Genomic DNA, 18,610 nt, shown 5'->3' on the forward strand with positions numbered 1-18,610 from the left:
ATGGACCGACCGTCGACGCGCCAGCCGCAAGAGCGGCAATTCGAGACCCACGACCGCCAGACGCTGTTCTATCGGCACTGGCCGGCGGTGGAGGGCCCGGCGCGCGGCGCCGTGGTGTTGTTCCATCGCGGCCATGAGCATTCCGGCCGGGTCGCCCACCTGGCCGACGAACTGAACCTGCCCGGCTACGAGATCTTTGCCTGGGATGCGCGCGGCCACGGCCGTTCGCCCGGCGAGCGCGGCTACAGCCCCAGCCTGGCGGACTCGGTGCGCGATATCCAGACCTTCACCACCCATATCGCCGAGGTCCACGGCATCCCGCTGGAACGCACCGCGGTGATCGCGCAGAGCGTGGGCGCGGTGCTGGCCGCCACCTGGGTGCACGACTACGCGCCGCCGATCCGCGCGCTGGTGCTGGCCTCGCCCGCGTTCAAGGTCAAGCTCTACGTGCCCTTTGCGCGGCCGGGGCTGAAGCTGATGCAGCGCCTGCGCGGCAAGTTTTTCGTCAACAGCTACGTCAAGGCCAAGTTCCTCACGCACGATCCCGAGCGCATCGCCAGCTACGACAGCGATCCGCTGATCACGCGCCCGATCGCGGTCAATATCCTGCTGGACCTGTACGACACGGCGGAGCGCATCGTCGCCGATGCCGCGGCGATCACGGTGCCGACGCAGCTGCTGATCTCCGGCGCCGACTGGGTCGTGCATCGCGGGCCGCAGGACCGCTTCTATGAGCGCCTGGGTGCGCGCACCAAGGAGCGCATCGTGCTGGACGGCTTCTATCACGACACGCTCGGTGAGCGCGACCGCAAGCTGGCGGTCGATGCCGCGCGCCGCTTTATCCTGCGCGAATTCGACATGCCGTCGGCGCCGCGCTCGCTGCTCGATGCCGACCAGATCGGCCCGTTCCGCGAGGAATCCGACCGCCTGGCGTCGGCGCCTGTCGGGCTGGCCGCCTGGTACTGGCGCGCGGCGCGGGCCAACCTGAAGCTGGGCGGAATACTGTCGGACGGGGTGCGGCTGGGCCATGAGACCGGCTTCGACTCGGGCTCGACGCTCGACTATGTTTACCGCAACGCCCCCTCGGGCCGCGGCAAGCTGGGCCGGCTGGCCGACCAGCAGTACCTGGACGCGATCGGCTGGCGCGGCATCCGCCAGCGCAAGGTCCACGCCGAGGCCCTGATCGCCGAGGCCGTGCGGCGGCTGCGCGCGGGCGGCATGCCGGTGCGGATCGTCGACATCGCCGCCGGGCACGGGCGCTATGTGCTTGAGGCGCTGGGCGCGCTGGATGGCGGCGCCGCGGCGGTCGAGTCGATCCTGCTGCGCGACTACAGCCCGCTGAACGTCGAGCAGGGCCGCGCCCTGATCGCCGCCAAGGACCTCGCGGACGTGGCCCGCTTCGAGCAGGGCGATGCCTTCGACGGCGACAGCCTGGCGGCGCTGGCACCGGCGCCGACACTGGCGGTGGTTTCCGGCCTGTACGAACTGTTTCCCGACAACGCGATGGTGCGGCGCTCGCTCGAGGGCCTGGCGCGCGCGGTGCCGCCCGGCGGCTATCTGGTCTACACCGGCCAGCCCTGGCATCCGCAGCTGGAATTCATCGCGCGCGCGCTCACCAGCCACCGCGCCGGCGCCGCCTGGGTGATGCGCCGCCGCTCGCAGGCCGAGATGGACGAACTGGTGCGGGCCGCTGGCTTTGACAAGGTGACCCAGCGTATCGACCCGTGGGGCATCTTCACCGTCAGCCTGGCGCGCAGGCGCGGCGCATGAGCACGGTGCCGACGGAGGTTGGCGCCGGGGCGCATTCGCAGCTGCCTGCAGGCAACCGGCCCTGGGGGCTGGCCTGCCTGCTGCTGGCGCTGGCCGGCGCGTTCTTTTTCTCCAGCTACGGCTTTGCCAACTGGCTGGCGAGCCAGCGCGCCAACGTTCCGGCGGTCTATTTCGAATGGGAGCAGGGGATCCCGTTCCTGCCGTGGACCATCGTGCCGTACTGGTCGATCGACCTGCTGTACGGCATCTCCTTCTTCCTGTGGCGCACGCGCGCGGCGCTGCTCACGCACGTCAGGCGGTTGGTACTGGCGCAGCTGGTGTCGGTGGCGTGCTTTATCGCCTTCCCGCTGCGCTTCAGCTTTGCCCGGCCCGAGGCCGACGGCCTGCCGGGCCAGCTGTTCACGCTGCTGGGCGGTTTCGACCTGCCGTTCAACCAGGCGCCGTCGCTGCATATCAGCCTGCTGGTGATCCTGTGGGTCGCCTTTGCGGCGCACCTGCGCGGCGGCTGGCGCTGGCTGCTGCACGGCTGGTTTGCGCTGATCGGGGTCTCGGTGCTGACCACCTGGCAGCACCACCTGATCGATGTGCCCACCGGCGCGCTGGTGGGCTGGCTGTGCGTTTACCTGTTCCCGATGCAACGGCCCGCTGCAGGCGCGCCGGATGCGCGCACGCGCCAGCTGTCGCGCCGCTACACCGTGGGCGCGCTGGTGGGGTTGCTGTGCGCGGTGCTGGCGGTGGGTGCGTCGGTGACGCTGGCGTTGCTGCTGTTGTGGGCCGCGCTGGCGCTGGCCTGCGTCGCCCGGATCTACGCGCTGGCCGCGCCGGCGTGGTTCCAGAAGGACGGCGATGGGATGATGGCCCCGGCCGCGCGCTGGGTGCTGGCGCCGTACCTGCTGGGCGCCTTCCTCAATTCGCGCTGGTGGACGCGGCGCGCGCCGCAGCCCAGTGCCATCGCGGACGGCATCTGGGTTGGCCGCTTCCCGACCCGCGCCGAACTGCGCGCGATCGGGGCGGACGCCGTCCTCGACCTGACCGCCGAACTGTCGCGCGCAGCCACCGACCCGGCGCTTGCGTATCGTTGCGTGCCGGTACTGGACCTGACCGTGCCGACGCCGGAGCAGTTGGACAAGGCCGTGGCTCAACTCGACGCCTGGCAGCGGCAGGGCCGCCGCGTGCTGGTCAGCTGCGCGCTCGGCTATTCGCGCAGCGCGCTGGTTGCCGCCGCATGGCTGGCGCGCCAGCAGGGACTGCGCGACGCCGGCGCTGCGCTGGCGTTGCTGCGCGAGCATCGCCCGGCGGTGGTGCTCGGGCGCGAACATGCTGAGGCGCTGCAACGCTGCCTGGACCGTCCCGCCATGCCGGAGCCCGATGATGGCCGCTGAGTTCACGCAAGGCACTGATGCCTGGATCGCGCACGCCGTCGCCGGGGCGCTGTCGGGCGCCGTGTGGATCGGCGCGGCCGGGCTGGCTTTCGGCGTGGCCACGGTATGGCTGGGGGTGGCCACGCCGGTCCCGCGCGTGCTGGCGGCCGCGTCGCTGCTGCTGGCGCTGCCCCAGGTCTGGCTGCTGCTGCGCGTTGCCATCGACCGCCGGCTGTTCGATGCGCTCGCGGCCGGGCGGCAGGACCAGCCCGACCTGGCCGGATTGGACGCCGCGCTGCTCGAACTGGGCTGGATGCCGGCGCAGCGCGCCGGCCGTCCGTTGCCGGACCGCGCCCGCGGTGCGCTGCGGCTGGTGCGCGCCAGCGCCGCGCTGACTGTGTGCCAGCTGGCGCTGGCCTTGCTGACCGTGATCCTGAGGTAACCAACCATGTGGCTTGCCCGCGCGACCGCGCGCGCCATCATCGTCTTCGCCCGGCTGCTGACCGGCATGCGCGCCAACTGGCAGGGCTGCATCCCCGCCGCGGTGCAGCGCGTCTACTTTGCCAACCACAGCAGCCACGGCGACTTCGTGCTGATCTGGGGCTGCCTGCCGCCCGACCTGCGCACAGTCACGCGCCCGGTGGCCGGTGCCGACTACTGGGATCGCTCGTCGCTGCGGCGCTTTATCGGCCGCGACGTATTCCACGCGCTGCTGATCGACCGCACCCGCAGCGAACCAGGCAGCGACCCGGTGGCGCTGATGCACGGCGCGCTGGCATCCGGCGACTCGCTGATCCTGTTTCCCGAAGGCACGCGCAATACCACCGACGCGCGCCTGCTGCCGTTCAAGAGCGGCATCTACCACCTGGCGCGGGCCTGCCCCGGGGTGGAGTTCGTGCCGGTGTGGATCGACAACCTCAACCGCGTGATGCCCAAGGGCGAAGTCGTGCCGGTGCCGCTGCTGTGCACCGTCACCTTTGGGCAGCCGGTGCTGCTGGCCGCCGAGGACAGCAAGGAAGCCTTCCTTGCGCGCTGTCGCGACGGCCTGCTCGCGCTTGCCCCGGAGCTGGAATGACCGCCATGCCCACTTTGCACTGGAGCCCCGAGACCTGGCTGCTGTTCGGCGGACTGTTCGGCGTGCTGCTGCTGGCCTCCACCGTGACCGCGCTGCTGCGCTGGCGGGTGGCGGGCGGCGGCCAGCACGCGGTGATCGACAACCTGGCGCAGCGCGTCTGGGCCTGGTGGTGGATGATCGGCATCATGGGCGTGGCCTTTGCGCTGGGCCGCACCGCGGTGATCGTGCTGTTCTACCTGCTTTCGTTCTTCGCGCTGCGCGAGTTCGTCACCATCATCACCACGCGGCGCGGCGACCATCACGCCATCGTCGCCGCCTTTTTCGTGTTCCTGCCGCTGCAGTACGTGCTGGTCTATATCGGCTGGTACGGCATGTTCTCGATCCTGATCCCGGTCTATGCCTTCCTGATCCTGCCGATCCTGGCGGCGCTGTCGTCCGAGACCACGCGCTTCCTGGAGCGCTGCGCCGGAGTGCAGTGGGCGGTGATGGTGTGCGTGTTCTGCATCTCGCACGTGCCGGCGCTGCTGACGCTGCCGATCCCGGGCTTTGAAGGCCGCAACCTGCTGCTGATCGCCTTCCTGGTGATCGTGGTGCAGGGCAGCGACGTGCTGCAGTATGTGTGGGGCAAGCTGTGCGGCAAGCGCAAGATCGCGCCGCTGCTGTCGCCGTCCAAGACCGTCGAGGGCTTTGTCGGCGGCGTGGCCAGTGCCACCGCGCTGGGCGCGGCGCTGTGGTGGATCACGCCGTTCTCGCCGTGGCAGGCCGGCGCGATTGCGCTGGTGATTGCGCTGATGGGTTTCCTCGGCGGGCTGGTGATGTCGGCGATCAAGCGCGACCGCGGCATCAAGGACTGGGGCCATATGATCCAGGGCCACGGCGGCATGCTGGACCGGCTGGACTCAGTGGTGTTCGCCGCGCCGGTGTTCTTCCATATCACCCGCTACTGGTGGGTGCCCTGAGCACCCCGGCCCTCACAGCTCCATCTCTTCGCACCACGCCACCACTGCATCGCGGAAGTCCTGGCAGATCGGCGACAGGTAGCCATCGGCGCGCCACAGCACGGCCAGCTCATGCTGCCACGACATGCCTGGCGCCTCGATCGCGGCCAGCCCCTGGCCCTCGGCCTGGTGCAGCATGCGCGGCGGCATGATGCCGAGCAGGTCCGAGTGCCGCAGCAGCTCGCCGAAGGCCACCGGCGACGCCGTGCTTTCCACTGCCACGCGCGGCGGCGGCAGCCCGACCGAGGTAAACCGTTCCTCCAGCCACTGGCGCAGGTAGAGCGAACTCGCCGGCACCACCCAGCGCTCGCCGCTCAGGTCGGCCAGCGTGCGGAAGCCCTCGCGGCGCGGATGGCCGGTGCGGGACACGATCTGCATGGTCAGCGGACCGAGCGGCAGCCAGGCAATGTCCGGCGGCAGGCTGGTCGGGCGCGCGCCCAGGATCAGGTCGGCCTCGCCGTTCTGCAGCATCGCCATCAGGCGCGCGCTCAGGTGGGTCTCGATCGAGAACGTGGCCAGCGGCCGGCTCAGGAAGAAGCGGGCCAGCAGCGGCGACAGCAGCGACGGCAGCAGGTAGGGGATGGCGCCCAGGCGCACCGTGCCCGCGCGCGCCGCGCGCTGCTCGGCCAGTTCGTTGCGCATGTCGCCCGCCGCCAGCGCGATCCGGCGCGCATGGGCGGCCAGGGTGCGGCCCACGCTGGTCGGCACCAGCCCGCGCGGGGTGCGCTCGAACAAGGGCATGCCGGCTTCGCCTTCCAGCCGCGCCAGCGTCTTGGACAGGCCGGACTGGGTCATGCCGAGGGTGTCGGCGGCGCGGTGCAGGTTGCCTTGCTCGATGACAACCAGGAAGGCTTCAAGATCCTCGAATCGCATGGGGCGTGATGGCGCTGGGGTCGGTGCGGGCCATTGTAGCGCCGCACCTCCCCCGCGCCGGTCACGCAGGGCTTAGTGCGGCTCAGGCCATTGCCGCTGGGGTTCCGAGGCGCGCTCGAACCAGTGCGCCAGCTGCAGCACGCCCAGGTCGTCAAAGCGCCGGCCGGAGATCTGCAGCCCGATGGGCAGGCCGTCGCGCGACATGCCGCAGGGGATCGATGCCGCGGGCTGTTCGGAGTGGTTGAACACCGCTGTGAAGTGAGAGTCCTTGAGCGGCAGGTCGCCGCCGCTGTTGATGGCATCGGCGGCGAAGGGCAGCACCGGTGACACCGGCGAGATCACGAAATCATAGGGCTGGGTCGCGGCCACGGTGGCCTCGCGCAGCTGCTGCATGCGCGTGAAGGCCTGGAAGGTCTGCTCCGGCGTGAGCGTGCCGGCAAACTCGGCGGCCTTGCGGATGTAGCCTGCCGCCAGGCTGGCGCGCTCCGGCGGCATCCCGGCCAGGTCGACCCGGCAGCGCATGGTGAAGAAGTGCGCCATGCCGATGCGCATGTCCATGGTGGTCCAGTCGCGCACGGGTTCGACCACGGCACCGCCTTGCTCGAACAGGTGCGCTGCCGCCAGCACCGCCGCGCGGACTTCGGCATCGACCTGCCAGTCGCCGCTCGGGTCCAGCCACAGGCCGATGCGCAGCCCGCGGATATCGCGCTCAAGCTGCTGCCAGGCGATGTCCTGCGGAGGCAGGCTCATGTAGTCGCGGGCATCGGGGCGCGAGATCGCCTGCATCGCCAGCGCGGCGTCGGCCACGGTGCGCGTCAGCGGACCGATCACGCGCGCGGCGGCTGGCGGATGGACCGGCACGCGGCCATGGCTGGGCTTCAGGCCGAAAACGCCGCAGAAGCTGGCGGGAATACGCACCGAGCCGCCGATATCCGTGCCCAGGTGGAGCGGGCCGTAGCCCGCCGCAGCCGCGGCGCCGGCGCCGGAACTGGAGCCGCCGGTGTTGCGGTCCAGCTTCCACGGGTTGCGCGTGAGCGGATGGAAGCTGGACGGCGCCGCGCCCAGGAAGCCGAAATCCGGCATGGTGGTCTTGCCGACCACGATTGCGCCGGCCTCGAGCAGGCGCGCCGCGGCCGGCGCATCGGCCGGTGCCGGCGCCAGCACGGTGGCGGCGCTGCCGAGCGGCACCGGCGTGCCGCGCGTGGCGATGTTCTCCTTCAGCGTCACCGGCACGCCGTCGAGCGGGCCGTTCGGGGTGCCGGCCAGCCAGCGCGCCTCGGCGCTGCGCGCGGCGGCCAGCGCTTGCTCGGCATGCACCACGTACATCGCACGGATGCCGGGCTCCCAGTGTTCGATGCGGTCCAGCACCGACTGCATGACTTCGACCGGGGAGAGTTCGCGCTGGCGGTAGTTGCTGAGCAGGTCGGCGGCGCTGAGTGCGTAGAGCGGAGTCTTCATTGTCTTTTCCGAGAGGGTTGGCTGGCGCTTGGGAATCTGCATCGCCGGCGTTACTGCACACCGAACGGGTAGTGGCGTCCCGGCGCGGCGGCCAGCAGCGCGCGGGTGTAGTCCTGGCGCGGCGACAGCACGACGTCGCGCGTGGCGCCTTGCTCGACCACGCGGCCCTTGTGCATGACGATCAGGCGGTCGCACACCTGGCTGGCCACGCGCAGGTCGTGGGTGATGAAGAGGATGCCGATGGCAAGCCGCTGCTGGATATCGGCCAGCAGCTTCAGGATCTGCGCCTGCACCGAGACGTCCAGTGCCGACACCGCTTCATCGGCGATCAGCACGCGCGGCTCGCACGCCAGCGCGCGGGCAATGCAGATGCGCTGGCGCTGGCCGCCGGAGAACTCGCTCGGGTAGCGGTGCAGCGCGTCGGGCCGCAGCCGCACCAGTTCCATCAGCGACTCGGCGCGTTGCCACGCCTGCGCGGGCGTCGCGCCGAAATTGACCGCGCCTTCGACGATGGACTGGCCCACCGTGCGGCGCGGATTGAGCGAGCGGTTGGGGTCCTGGAACACCACCTGCACCATGCGCCGGAACGCGGACAGCTGCGCGCGGCGCGGCAGTTGCTGCGCGGCTTCGGGCAGCACCTGGATATTGCCCGCGGACGGTTCGATCAGCCGCGCGATGCAGCGCGCCACCGTGGACTTGCCCGAGCCGGACTCGCCCACGATGCCGACGGTCTCGCCCGCCCGCACCTGCAATGACACATCGGTGGCCGCCTCGACCACGCGGCGCCGGCCCGGCCAGGCTCCCGAGACATAGGTCTTGCCGATGCCGCTGGCGTCGAGCAGCAACGCTCGCTGCGCCACCGACGGGCGCTGCGCGGGCTCCAGTCCCGGCACGGCATTGAGCAGCATGCGGGTGTAGTCCGCCTCGGGCTGGCGCAAGACCCGGTCTTTCGGCCCGCTTTCCACCTGGCGGCCAAGCTGCAGCACCACCACCCGGTCGGCAATGTCGGCGACCACGCCGAAGTCGTGCGTGATGAACAGCACCGCGGTCTGGTTCTCGTGCTGCAGTTCGCGCACCAGTGCCAGGATCTCGGCCTGCGTGGTCACGTCCAGCGCGGTGGTGGGCTCATCGCACACCAGCAGGGCCGGGCGCAGGATCAGCGCCATGGCGATGACGATGCGCTGGCGCTGCCCACCGGACAGCTGGTGCGGATAGGCGTCGTAGATCCGCTCGGGATCCGGCAGCCGCACGCGCGCAAAGATCGACAGCACGCGCTCGCGCCGCTGCGCGGCGCCCAGGCTGGTGTGCTGCGCCAGCATTTCCTCGACCTGCCGGCCGCAGCGCATGACCGGGTTCAGCGCGGTCATGGGTTCCTGGAACACCATGGCCACGCCGGTGCCGCGCAGTTCGCGCCGGCGTGCGGGGGTGGCCGCCAGCAGGTCTTCGCTGGCCAGCGCGATGCTGCCGCCTGAGACCTTCAGGCCTTCGGGCAGCAAGCCCATCACCGCGCGCGCGACCACGGACTTGCCTGAGCCCGATTCGCCCAGCAGGCAGACCACTTCGCCCGGCATGACGTCGAAGGAAACCCCCTGGACCGCATGCGGCCGGTCGGCGCCGGGCGGCAGGTCGATGCGCAGGTCGCGCACGCGCAGGCAGGGCGTGGCCGAGTCCGCGGCCGCCGACTCGGTCGTGTTCGTTGGCATCATCAGGCACTCCGCTTGCTGAACTTGGGGTCGAGGGTGTCGCGCAGGCCGTCGCCGAGCATGTTGACGGCCAGCACCGTTACCGCCAGGAAGGCGCCGGGCAGCAGCACGCTGTGCGGATGCGCGGTGAAATGGGCGCGCCCCTCGGCCATGATGTTTCCCCAGGTGGGGATGTCGGTGGGCAGGCCGATGCCGAGGAAGGACATCACCGCTTCCACCAGCATCGCGCCGGCGCAGATAAAGGTGCCCTGCACCAGCAGCGGCGCGATGGTGTTCGGCAGGATGTGGCGCAGCATCAGTTTCCAGGTCGGCGTATCGAGCGCGATGGCGGCCTCGACATAAGGCTCTTCACGTACCGACAGCACCACCGATCGGACCAGGCGCGCCACGCGCGGCGTGTCGGGCACGGTCATGGCCACGATCACCGTCAGCAGGCTGGGCCGCCAGGCGGCCACCAGCACGATGGCGAAGAGGATGCCGGGGATGGCCATCATGCCGTCCATCACGCGCATGATGAAGCCGTCCAGCCAGCGCACATAGCCCGATACCAGCCCGACCGCCAGCCCCAGCAGCACCGAGGCCAGCGCCACCGACACCCCGACCGCCAGCGAGACCCGCGCGCCGTACAACGTGCGGCTCCAGATGTCGCGGCCCAGGCTGTCGGTGCCCAGCGGGAACAGGCGTTCGAAGGCATCGCCGGCCAGCGTCACGATCTCGGCGCGCGTGAAGGGGGCCAGCTGGCTGCTGGCGGGGTCCATGGTGTTGGGATCGATGGTGTAGAGCCAGGGCGCGGCCACGGCAAGGAACAGCATCAGGCCGAGGATGGTGCCGCCGGCGCGCACGGCACCGTTGGCCAGCACCGCGCGCAGCCGCGAGGGACGGGCGCCGGTGCCGGGCGGGGCGGATTCGATGGCAGTGGTGAGTGAGGTCATGGGGCCGGGTTTCCGTGGGAGATATCAGTAGCGAATGCGGGGATCGAGCAGCAGATAGCTCGCGTCCACCAGCAGGTTGATGACCACGTACGAGACCGAGAAGAACAGCGTGATGCCCTGGATCAGCGGGTAGTCGCGCGACAGCACGGCATCCACTGTGAGCTGGCCGACACCGGGAATGGCGTAGATGCTCTCGGTCACGACCACGCCGCCGATCAGGCCGGCCACGCTCAGCCCGATCACGGTGGCGATCGGCACCGCGGCATTGGCCAGCGCATGGCGCGTCAGCATGCGCCACTCCGGAATGCCCTTGGCGCGCGCGGTCTGCACGAAGTCCTCGGTCAGTGCTTCGGACACGGCGGCGCGGGTCGTGCGCGCCACCAGCGCGCACGACATCACCGACAGCGTGACGCAGGGCAGGGCCAGGTTGCGCAGCCATGGCCAGATGCCGTCGGCCAGGCGGCTGTAGCCCTGCGACGGCAGCCAGCCCAGGTGCAGCGAGAACACCCAGATCATCAGGTAGCCGGCCACGAAGATCGGCACCGAGAAGCCCAGCACGGAGCCGCCCATCACCAGGCGGTCGAGCCAGCGGCCGCGCCGGTAGGCCGCCAGCGTGCCCAGCGGCACCGCCGTCAGCACGGTCAGCACGATGGTCAGCGCCGCCACCGAGAGCGTGGGCTCCAGCCGCTGCGCGATCAGCGTGGTCACGGGCATCTTGTAGAAGAAGGAATAGCCCAGGTCGCCGCCCAGCACGTGGCCGAGCCAGCCGATGAACTGGCGCGGCAGCGCTTGATCCAGCCCGAGCTGGGTGCGGATGCGGGCGATGTCTTCCACGCTGGCGGCGTCGCCGGCAATGGCCGCTGCCGGGTCGCCGGGGGTCAGCCGCAGCAGCGTGAAGACGATGACAGCCACCACCGCCAGCACTGGCACGGTGGCCAGGCTGCGGCGGACCAGGAAATTCATCATGGCACTACCTCGTTGGGGGAAAGGGAGGTCAGCAGGCTGGCGGCACGGCAGCCGGGACCGCGGGCGCCGTAGCGGGCTATTGCTTGCGCACGTTCCAGTACAGCACCGCCGGTGCCGGCAGCAGGCCGCTGATCGCACCGCTGCGCACCACGGTGGGCGCCTTGCCTTCGCCGACGGGCGCCAGGATGCCGTTTTCGATGGCGCGCAGCTGGATCCTGGTGGCGATGTCCTTGCGCTGCGCGGCGTCCGCGGTTTCGATGAAGCGGGTCTTGAGGGTTTCCAGCTCGGCGTCTTCCGGCCAGCCGAAGTAGCCGCGGTCGCCGTTGCCGGTCAGCGGGCTGTAGGTGATGGGGCTGCTGGCGTCGACGCCGCCCCAGAAGGTGATGTAGGCATTCCAGCCGCCTTTCTCGGGCGGTTCCTTCCTGGTGCGGCGCGTGATCAGGGTGCTCCAGTCGGTGGCCTGCACGTCGACATTGAAGCCCACCTGCCTGAGCAGCTGGCCGTAGACCACCGGCAGGCGGCTCAGCGCGGGGGCATCGCCCGGCAGCATGATCACCACTGGCTTGCCGTCATAGCCGGACTCCTTGAGCAGCTTGCGCGCCTGTTCGAACTGCGGCTTGCCGGTGAAGAAGCCGGTCTGGTCGCTGGCATAGGGCGAGCCGCACAGGTAGATCGAGGCGCACGGCTTGTAGAAGTCGCGGTAGGTGGCCTGCGCGCGCAGCATCGCTTCCTGGTTGATCGCCAGCATCGCGGCCTTGCGCACCCTGGCGTCATTGAACGGCGGCACCTTGTGGTTGTAGATCACGGTGAAGGGGCCGGCGGGCATGATGTCGACCATCTGCACCCGCTTGTCGGTGCGCAGTTGCGGATAGTGCGATGACGGCACGACCTCGAGGATATCCACCTCGCCGTTGAGCAGCGCGTTTACCTGGGTCTGCGTATCGCGCAGGAACACCCATTCGACGCGGTCGACGTGCACGGCCTTGCCGCCGGCCAGGCCGGACGGCGCATCCTTGCGCGGCACATAGTCGGGATTGCGACGGTAGACCACGCGGTCGCCGGGCCGGAAGTCCTCTTTCTTCAGCGTGAAGGGGCCGGAGCCGGTCAGGTCGTCGATCTGCTTGTCGGCAGGCGTCTCGGCGACACGCTTGGGCATGATGAACGGCACCAGCGGGCTGGGCTTGCCCAGCGCATCCAGCACTGCGCCGAAGGGCTGGCGGAAAGTCATGCGCACCGTGGCCGGGCCTTCGGCAGTGATGCTGGCCATGGCTTCATACATGCGCTGGCCCAGCACGTCGCGCTTGCCCCAGCGCGCCAGCGAGGCGATTACGTCCTGCGCGGTGACCGGCGTGCCGTCATGGAACTTGAGCCCTGGCCGCAGCGTGAAGGTCCAGGTCTTGTTGTCGGCGCTGGTGCTGGTCTTGTCCACCATCTGCGGCCGGATCACGCCCTTCTCGTCCATGCCGAACAGGGTGTCGTAGATCATGAGGCCATGGTTGCGCGTGATGTTCGCGGTGGTCCAGACCGGGTCCAGGATCTTCAGGTCGGACGACGGCACGGTGCGCAGCACGGTCTCGGCGATTGCGCTGCCGGCGGACATGCATGCCAGGGCGCACAACGCGACGGCACCGGCACGGCGAAGCGGGATTGCAGACATCATGGTCATCATCTCTCGGGGGCGGGGTGGGGGGACAAAGGGCGCCGGTCAGGGCGTGGTGGTGCCGCGCTCGCGCAGCTTCTGGAGATACCGCTCGAAGGACTCGCGCGAAGCGGCCTCGGCTTCGATCAGCTTGACCAGCGTGGCGCGCAGCGCGTCGATCTCGGCCGGCGTCAGGCAGTGCAGGAAGCCCGCTTCCAGCTCGATGCCGAGCGGCTCGGCGCGCCGCACCAGGTCGACGCCGGCCTCGCTCAGGAACAGGCACACCTGGCGCGCGTCTTCCGTGCTGATCTCGCGCTGCACCAGGTCGCGCTTGACCAGCGCGCCAACCAGCTTGGACGCCAGCGTCTTCTCGATCGCAGACTGCTGCACCAGCTGGCCCATGGTGATGCCGGGCGCCGATCCGATCATCCGCAGCAGGCGGATGTCCCGCAGCGAGACCCCGAATTTCTCTTCATACACGCGCGAGCCGCGTTCGCGCGTGCGCTCGGCGGCCATGTCGAGCAGGATGTTGATGTAGTCGGACTTGAGCCGGAGAGCGCGTGGCATGAATAGATGAAAAATTCGATAGTTGAAAATTTCAACGAATAATAGTGACCGGCGAGGGGGCTGGGCCATGAGGGATTTCCCGGGGTAGGGCAATGCGGCGCTGCGCCATGCCTGGCAGGACTTGGCCCGCGCCGCGCGGGAATCACGCCGGGCGGGGTGCTGGCCTAGACTGCGTTGGCATCCCTCGCGCACCGCACTCCCGCGGGCACCACAGAAGGGAGCCAGGACAGGAGACACACCGATGCAACACCGTTCCGCACGGCTGCGCGCAGCCGTGGCCGCCATGCTGCTGGCGGCCATCCCGGCGGCAGTCTGCGCCGCCGATCCCGCCTCCGCCGAGCCCTATCCGTCGCGCCCGCTCACCATCGTGGTGCCGTCGGTGGCGGGCAATGTGAACGACGCCGTGGCGCGGCTGATCGGGCAGGAACTGACCAGGAGCTGGGGCCAGCCGGTCATCGTCGACAACAAGCCTGGCGCGGGCACCACCACGGGTACCAAGTACGTTGCCCGCGCAGCAAAGGACGGTTACACCGCGCTGTTGACCTTCACTGCGCACGTGCAGAACCCGTCGCTGTACCGGGGTATCGGCTATGACCCGATCGCGGACTTCACGCCGGTCAGCGAGGTGGCGATCTCGTCCACCATCCTGGCGGTGTCGCCGGACTTCCCGGCGCGCACGCTGCCGGAGGTGGTGGCGCTGCTCAAGGCCAATCCCGGCAAGTATCCGTACGGGTCGTATGGCGCGGGGACGACCGGCCATATCCTGGGAGAGTTGCTCAAGCGCGAGGCCGGGCTGCAGATGGAACACGTCGCCTACAAGGGCGGCGCGCCGCTGGCCACCGACCTGGCGGCCGGCCATGTGAAGCTGGGCTTTATTGCCGTGGGCACGGCCATGCCGCTGCTGCAGGGCGGCAAGCTGGCGCCGGTGGCGATCGCTGGCGCGGAGCGTTCGGCGCTGCTGCCCAAGGTGCCGACCTTCCGGGAGGCCGGCTACAAGGGCTTCGAGCCCGATGCGTGGATGGGCCTGCTGTTCCCCGCCGGCGTGCCGAAAGCACGGGTCGATGCCCTGTCGCGCGAGGTCGCGCGCATCGTGCGCCTGCCGGAAATCGCGAAGAAGATGCAGGACCTGAATCTGGTGCCGGTCGGCAGCACGCCGGAAGCCTTCGCCACGGTGATGAAGAACGACCGCGACAAATGGAGCCGCATCATCAGCGATGTCGGCATCACGCTCGAATGACAGGAGTCCCGATGCAAGAGACCGATTACCTGGGGCTGGTCTGCTCCCGCTGGTGCCACTGGAGCGAGCTGGAACTGCAACGCCTGCCGCGCCAGCCGCTGGCGCCGGGCCAGGTGCGCATCCGTGTGCGCCATGCCGGCGTGGGCTTTGCGCTGAGCCTGTTTGTGTCCGGCAAGTACCAGCGCAAGCCGCCGCTGCCGTTCATCCCCGGCACCGAGGCCGCGGGCGAAATCATCGAGGTGGCGCCTGATGTCACGCGGCTGCGCCCGGGCCAGCGCGTGGCCGCGGCGCTGGACTGGGGCGGCTTCGCCGAGGAAGCGGTGGCCATGGCCGACACGGTCTATCCGGTGCCTGACGGGCTGGAGCTGGCCCAGGCGGCGGCGCTGCCCATCACCTATGGCACGGTCTGGGCGGCGCTGGCCTGGCGCGCCGCGCTGCAGCCGGGCGAAACCATGCTGGTCCATGGCGCCAGCGGCGCGCTGGGCACGGCCGCGGTACAGGTGGGCCGGTTGATGGGCGCGCGCGTGATCGCCACCGCCAGCACCGAGGCCAAGCGCGAGGCGGCGCTGCGCAACGGCGCCGCGCATGCGCTGCCGTCCGACGCGGCCACGCTGGCGGCAGCGGTCAAGGCGCTGTGCCCCGCGGGCGGGGCCGACGTGGTGTTCGATCCGGTCGGCGGCGATCTCTTCGACGCCTCGCTGCGCTGCGCGGCGCCGGGCGCGCGGCTGCTGTCGATCGGCTATGCCAGCGGGCGCATCCCGGAGGTGCCGGCCAACCTGCTGCTGGTGAAGAACCTGACCCTGATCGGCTTCAACTACGGCTACTACATCGGCTGGGGCCTGACCGACGAGCGCCGGCGCTTTGCGCAGCCGGTGCAGGCGATGGTGGCCGAGATCATGCAGGCGGCAGCCAGCGGCAAGCTGGCGCCGCCCGTGCTGCAGCACTTCCCACTGAGCGATTGGCTCAGCGCCGTCGACACCACGATGTCGCGCCGCGCCATCGGCAAGATCATGCTGGATATCTGAACGGAGGGCACGACATGCACCATGCACAAGCGGCAACGGACGATGCCATGTTCGACGGCCTGACCGTGCTCGACCTGAGCCAGGGCATCGCCGGCCCGTACTGCGGCCTGATCCTGCGCCAGCAGGGCGCGCGCGTGGTCAAGGTGGAGCCGCCGGGAGGCGACTGGTCGCGGCAGATGGGACGCATCCGCGCCGGCCAGACCGCGATCGCGGTCGCCTGCAACGCGGGCAAGGAGAGCGTGCTGCTGGACGCGCGCAGCGACAGCGGCCGGGCCGCCATCGCCAGGCTGGCGCAGCAGGCCGACGTGGTGATCCAGAACTTCCGCCCCGGCGTGGCCGAGCGCATGGGCGTCGGCTACGAGGCGCTGGCCGCGCGCAACCCGGCGCTGGTCTATGTCTCGATCTCTGGCTACGGCCATGCCGGCCCGATGGCGAACATGCCAGCGGTGGACACCACCATGCAGGCCTTCAGCGGCCTGATGCACCTGAACCGCGACAGCGCCGGCCAGCCGCGCCGCATCGCCTTCTACATGGTCGACCTGAGCACCGGGCTCTATGCGGCCCAGCATGCGTCGGCAGCGCTGTACAAGGCCGCGCGCAACGGCCGCGGCCGGCACGTGCGGCTGTCGCTGCTGGAGACCAGTGCCGCGCTGCAGTCCTACCTGATGGTGGATGACGCCATGTTCCCCGATGCGGAACTGGCCGTGGCCAATGCGCCCACCGGGCTGTTCGATGCGGCCGATGGCCGGCTGTACCTGAGCATGCTCAACGACGCCATGTTCGTGCGGCTGGCAACGCTGCTGGGTTTCGACGACTGGCTGGCCGATATCACGCTGCACACCAGCGCCGGCCGTCTGCCGCGCGCGGCGGAGCTGGGCCGGCGCGTGGCGCAGGCGATTGCAGCACAGCCGCTGTCGCATTGGGAGGCGCTGCTGACCGAGCACGATGTGCTGTTCGCGCGCGTGGGCCATGCACGGGACCTGCCGCAGAGCGCGCAATGCGCGCAGGCGGGCGTGTTCGGCCGGCTGCCGCTGGCTGGGATCGGCGAAGTGCCGTGGGCCAACCTGCCAGGCATGGCAGGATCGGAACGGCCGGCAGGGAATGCGCCGGCGCTGGGCCAGCATACCGAAGCGGTGCTGGCGGAGTTCGGCATCGGCACCTGAAAGCGGCGCCGGAAAAGAAAAACGGACGGTGCGCAATGCGTACCGTCCGTGTTCCGTTGTGCGTTGGTAGGCTCGATTGGACTCGAACCAACGACCCCCACCATGTCAAGGTGGTGCTCTAACCAGCTGAGCTACGAGCCTAGCGAAGGCGCGAATTATAGAGACGCCTTTTTGATTGCGCAAGCATCCTCGCCAACTTTTTGTGTGGATGCTTGCGCTTGTGCCGTGCGCGGCGCGTCAGGCGCCGGTGATGCGGTCGCGCAGTTCGCGCTTGAGCACCTTGCCGATGGCGCTGCGCGGCAGGCTCTCCACCTCATGGATCGCGGCCAGCCGCTGGGTCTTGCCCAGGTGCTGGTTGGCCCAGGCCAGCACGTCCTGTGCCGTGGCGCCGCCGCCGGCGCGCAGCGCGACGAAGGCCACCGGGGTCTCGCCCCAGCGCTCCGACGGCACGCCCACCACCGACACATCGGCCACCGCCGGGTGTTCGCGCACCACCGCCTCGAGATCGCTCGGGTAGATGTTGAAGCCGCCCGAGATGATCATGTCCTTCTTGCGGTCCATCAGCACCAGGAAGCCGTCTTCGTCAAAGCGGCCGATGTCGCCGGTGCGGATAAAGCGCTGGCCCTGCGCGTCGTGCCACTCGGTCTCGGCGGTCTTTTCCGGCTGGTTGTGGTAGCCGTTCATCATCGCCGCCGAGCGGCCCACCACTTCCCCGGTGCTGCCGGGCGGCAGTTCGCGGCCCTCGTCGTCGATGATGCGCACGTCGGCACCGGTGGCGGGGCGCCCCACGGTATGCAGCTTATCGGGGAACTGGTCGGCGAACAGCAGGCAGCCGCCGCCGCCTTCGGTCATGCCGTACAGCTCGGTCAGCGCGCCCGGCCAGCGCCGCAGCACTTCGGCCTTCAGGGCGGGGCTGAACGGCGCGCTGGTGCAGAACTTCTGCTGGAAGGACGACAGGTCATGGCGGTCGAACTCCGGATGCGCCAGCAGCCGCTGGTACTGCACCGGCACCAGCATGGTGTGCGTGGCGCGATGCTGCTGCGCCAGCGCCAGGTACTGGCCCGCATCGAACTTGGCCATCAGGATCGCCGTGCCGCCCAGACCGATGGTCGGGAAGAAGCTGGCCAGCGTGGTGTTGGAATACAGCGGCGTCGACAGCAGCGTGATCGCATGCGTGCCGTAGCCGGTGGCGGCGCCGCGCGACACATGGGCCCAGCGCATGCCGTGCGACTGCACGATGCCCTTGGGGGTGCCGGTGGTGCCCGAGGAATAGATGATGTTGAGCGGCATCTCCGGGCGGATCCCGGGCTCGGTCACCGGTGTGCCGGCGGGTGCCAGCCAGGCCTGGTATGGCTGGCCTGCGTCGCTGCCGTCCAGCGTGACGATGGGCGTGGCGGCCAGCTGGTCGCGCACGGGCTGCAGCACGTCGGCCACGGTGGCATCCGTGAACAGGATGCGCGCGGCCGCGTCGGCAACCATGCCGGCCAGGCTGTCCGGCGTGGATGACGGTGCCAGCGGCGCCACGACCACGCCTGCGCGCACCGCGCCCAGGTACACCGCGGCGTATTCGATCGAGGACGACGCGCAGATGGCGATGGCCTCGCCGGGGCGCACGCCGTCGCGGGCCAGCGCCGCGGCAATGCGGTCCATGGCGGCATCGAGGCCGGCATAGTCGAGCACGCGCTCGCCATGCATCAGGGCGCGCTGCGTGGGGCGCTGCGTGGCGTGCTCGCGCACGAGCACGGACATGGTGGTAAAGGGGCGTTGGAGCGGGGTCGGTTGGGTCATGTTCGGCAAGGGAATGCGGACGCCGGCCTGGCGGCGCCCGATGAGCAATGATGGA

16 protein-coding genes and 1 tRNA gene are annotated in these 18,610 nt (G+C 69.9%); 8 read left to right on the forward strand and 9 right to left on the reverse strand.

What is annotated here, in order from left to right; all coding sequences use genetic code 11:
* From I6H87_RS15425 to I6H87_RS15445, 5 genes are read left to right on the forward strand one after another with little or no spacing between them, the layout of a single operon-like run.
* Entirely contained in the window at positions 1-1,770 is a 1,770-nt protein-coding gene (locus I6H87_RS15425) for a bifunctional alpha/beta hydrolase/class I SAM-dependent methyltransferase (RefSeq protein WP_010814204.1), read from the forward strand.
* Complete coding sequence (locus tag I6H87_RS15430) at positions 1,767-3,152, forward strand: phosphatase PAP2/dual specificity phosphatase family protein (RefSeq protein ID WP_011615489.1); 1,386 nt, start codon at positions 1,767-1,769, stop codon at positions 3,150-3,152. Before I6H87_RS15425 ends, I6H87_RS15430 begins: the two co-directional genes overlap by 4 nt.
* Entirely contained in the window at positions 3,139-3,573 is a 435-nt protein-coding gene (locus I6H87_RS15435) for a hypothetical protein (RefSeq protein WP_231881345.1), read from the forward strand. The genes I6H87_RS15430 and I6H87_RS15435 overlap by 14 nt, the downstream gene beginning before the upstream one ends.
* A gap of 6 nt (positions 3,574-3,579) precedes the next feature.
* Positions 3,580-4,206, forward strand: coding sequence for a lysophospholipid acyltransferase family protein (locus I6H87_RS15440; protein ID WP_011615488.1), 627 nt, complete (start codon positions 3,580-3,582; stop codon positions 4,204-4,206).
* Positions 4,203-5,165, forward strand: coding sequence for a phosphatidate cytidylyltransferase (locus I6H87_RS15445; protein ID WP_010814200.1), 963 nt, complete (start codon positions 4,203-4,205; stop codon positions 5,163-5,165). Before I6H87_RS15440 ends, I6H87_RS15445 begins: the two co-directional genes overlap by 4 nt.
* Before the next feature lie 12 nt (positions 5,166-5,177).
* On the opposite strand, the gene I6H87_RS15450 is transcribed toward I6H87_RS15445, so the two are convergent.
* From I6H87_RS15450 to I6H87_RS15480, 7 genes are all read right to left on the reverse strand, one after another.
* The gene (locus tag I6H87_RS15450) at positions 5,178-6,077 is read right to left on the reverse strand and encodes a LysR family transcriptional regulator (protein WP_010814199.1); all 900 of its coding nucleotides are present in this window, start codon (positions 6,075-6,077) and stop codon (positions 5,178-5,180) included.
* A 72-nt stretch (positions 6,078-6,149) separates the two neighbouring features.
* The gene (locus tag I6H87_RS15455; protein WP_011615487.1) at positions 6,150-7,535 is read right to left on the reverse strand and encodes an amidase; all 1,386 of its coding nucleotides are present in this window, start codon (positions 7,533-7,535) and stop codon (positions 6,150-6,152) included.
* 50 nt (positions 7,536-7,585) lie between these two features.
* Positions 7,586-9,241 (reverse strand): dipeptide ABC transporter ATP-binding protein, encoded by a 1,656-nt coding sequence (locus tag I6H87_RS15460; protein WP_011615486.1) that lies wholly within the window; start codon positions 9,239-9,241, stop codon positions 7,586-7,588.
* A complete protein-coding gene (locus tag I6H87_RS15465) occupies positions 9,241-10,170 on the reverse strand; it encodes an ABC transporter permease (RefSeq protein WP_011615485.1) in 930 nt (309 codons plus the stop codon). The genes I6H87_RS15460 and I6H87_RS15465 overlap by 1 nt, the downstream gene beginning before the upstream one ends.
* A gap of 24 nt (positions 10,171-10,194) precedes the next feature.
* On the reverse strand, positions 10,195-11,136 hold the full coding sequence (locus tag I6H87_RS15470; RefSeq protein ID WP_010814195.1) for an ABC transporter permease: 942 nt from the start codon (positions 11,134-11,136) through the stop codon (positions 10,195-10,197).
* 76 nt (positions 11,137-11,212) lie between these two features.
* Positions 11,213-12,796, reverse strand: coding sequence for an ABC transporter substrate-binding protein (locus I6H87_RS15475; protein ID WP_011615484.1), 1,584 nt, complete (start codon positions 12,794-12,796; stop codon positions 11,213-11,215).
* Positions 12,797-12,841: 45 nt separating this feature from the next.
* Entirely contained in the window at positions 12,842-13,342 is a 501-nt protein-coding gene (locus tag I6H87_RS15480) for a MarR family winged helix-turn-helix transcriptional regulator (protein WP_010814193.1), read from the reverse strand.
* Between the two features lie 241 nt (positions 13,343-13,583).
* On the opposite strand from I6H87_RS15480, the gene I6H87_RS15485 reads away from it, so the two are divergent.
* Genes I6H87_RS15485 through I6H87_RS15495 form a run of 3 tightly spaced genes read left to right on the forward strand, consistent with a single transcriptional unit; the run spans position 13,584 to position 16,767 of the window.
* Complete coding sequence (locus I6H87_RS15485) at positions 13,584-14,579, forward strand: Bug family tripartite tricarboxylate transporter substrate binding protein (protein WP_010814192.1); 996 nt, start codon at positions 13,584-13,586, stop codon at positions 14,577-14,579.
* An 11-nt stretch (positions 14,580-14,590) separates the two neighbouring features.
* Complete coding sequence (locus I6H87_RS15490) at positions 14,591-15,604, forward strand: NADPH:quinone oxidoreductase family protein (RefSeq protein ID WP_010814191.1); 1,014 nt, start codon at positions 14,591-14,593, stop codon at positions 15,602-15,604.
* Between the two features lie 14 nt (positions 15,605-15,618).
* Positions 15,619-16,767, forward strand: a complete 1,149-nt coding sequence (locus I6H87_RS15495) for a CaiB/BaiF CoA transferase family protein (RefSeq protein WP_010814190.1) — start codon at positions 15,619-15,621, stop codon at positions 16,765-16,767.
* A gap of 64 nt (positions 16,768-16,831) precedes the next feature.
* On the opposite strand, the gene I6H87_RS15500 is transcribed toward I6H87_RS15495, so the two are convergent.
* Positions 16,832-16,908, reverse strand: a tRNA-Val gene (locus I6H87_RS15500).
* 96 nt (positions 16,909-17,004) lie between these two features.
* Complete coding sequence (locus I6H87_RS15505; RefSeq protein ID WP_011615482.1) at positions 17,005-18,555, reverse strand: class I adenylate-forming enzyme family protein; 1,551 nt, start codon at positions 18,553-18,555, stop codon at positions 17,005-17,007.
* Positions 18,556-18,610 lie beyond the last annotated feature (55 nt).

The sequence above is a fragment of the Cupriavidus necator genome, from assembly GCF_016127575.1.
Taxonomy (GTDB): Bacteria; Pseudomonadota; Gammaproteobacteria; order Burkholderiales; family Burkholderiaceae; genus Cupriavidus; species Cupriavidus necator_D.